Genomic DNA, 357 nt, shown 5'->3' on the forward strand with positions numbered 1-357 from the left:
TTTTTCACGTTTCGATAAAACCATTTCAGCATTTTTAGGGTTTATTCACTTTGCCGGAGCGCTGATATGGATGCGTTAGAAATTTCGTTCACGGAGCCTAGGTTCCGTGAACGAAAATTTTCACAGCTGCAAATGCGGCTAATTGGCACCATGATATCTTTGAATTCGTTAAATAGAGCCAGCTATTCGCCTCATTCAAAGACACCATGGTACTCAATCACCCACATTTTCGCTTTGCGAAAAAATTTGTTCACGGAACCTAGGGCATGTTTTTAAAGTTTCAGCCACAATATAATACTTACTAAAGTTAGTGCTCCCAGAAACATGGCAGCAGTTTTATCATAACGTGTAGCAATT

Annotated in this window: 1 pseudogene; it reads left to right on the forward strand. The window is 39.5% G+C overall.

Going from position 1 to position 357, the window contains the following annotated elements:
- A pseudogene (locus E1O65_RS12490) lies at window positions 1–79 on the forward strand (IS5/IS1182 family transposase); the annotation flags it as partial.
- Window positions 80–357 lie beyond the last annotated feature (278 nt).

Source organism: Legionella sp. W10-070, from assembly GCF_900640175.1.
Lineage (GTDB): Bacteria > Pseudomonadota > Gammaproteobacteria > Legionellales > Legionellaceae > Tatlockia.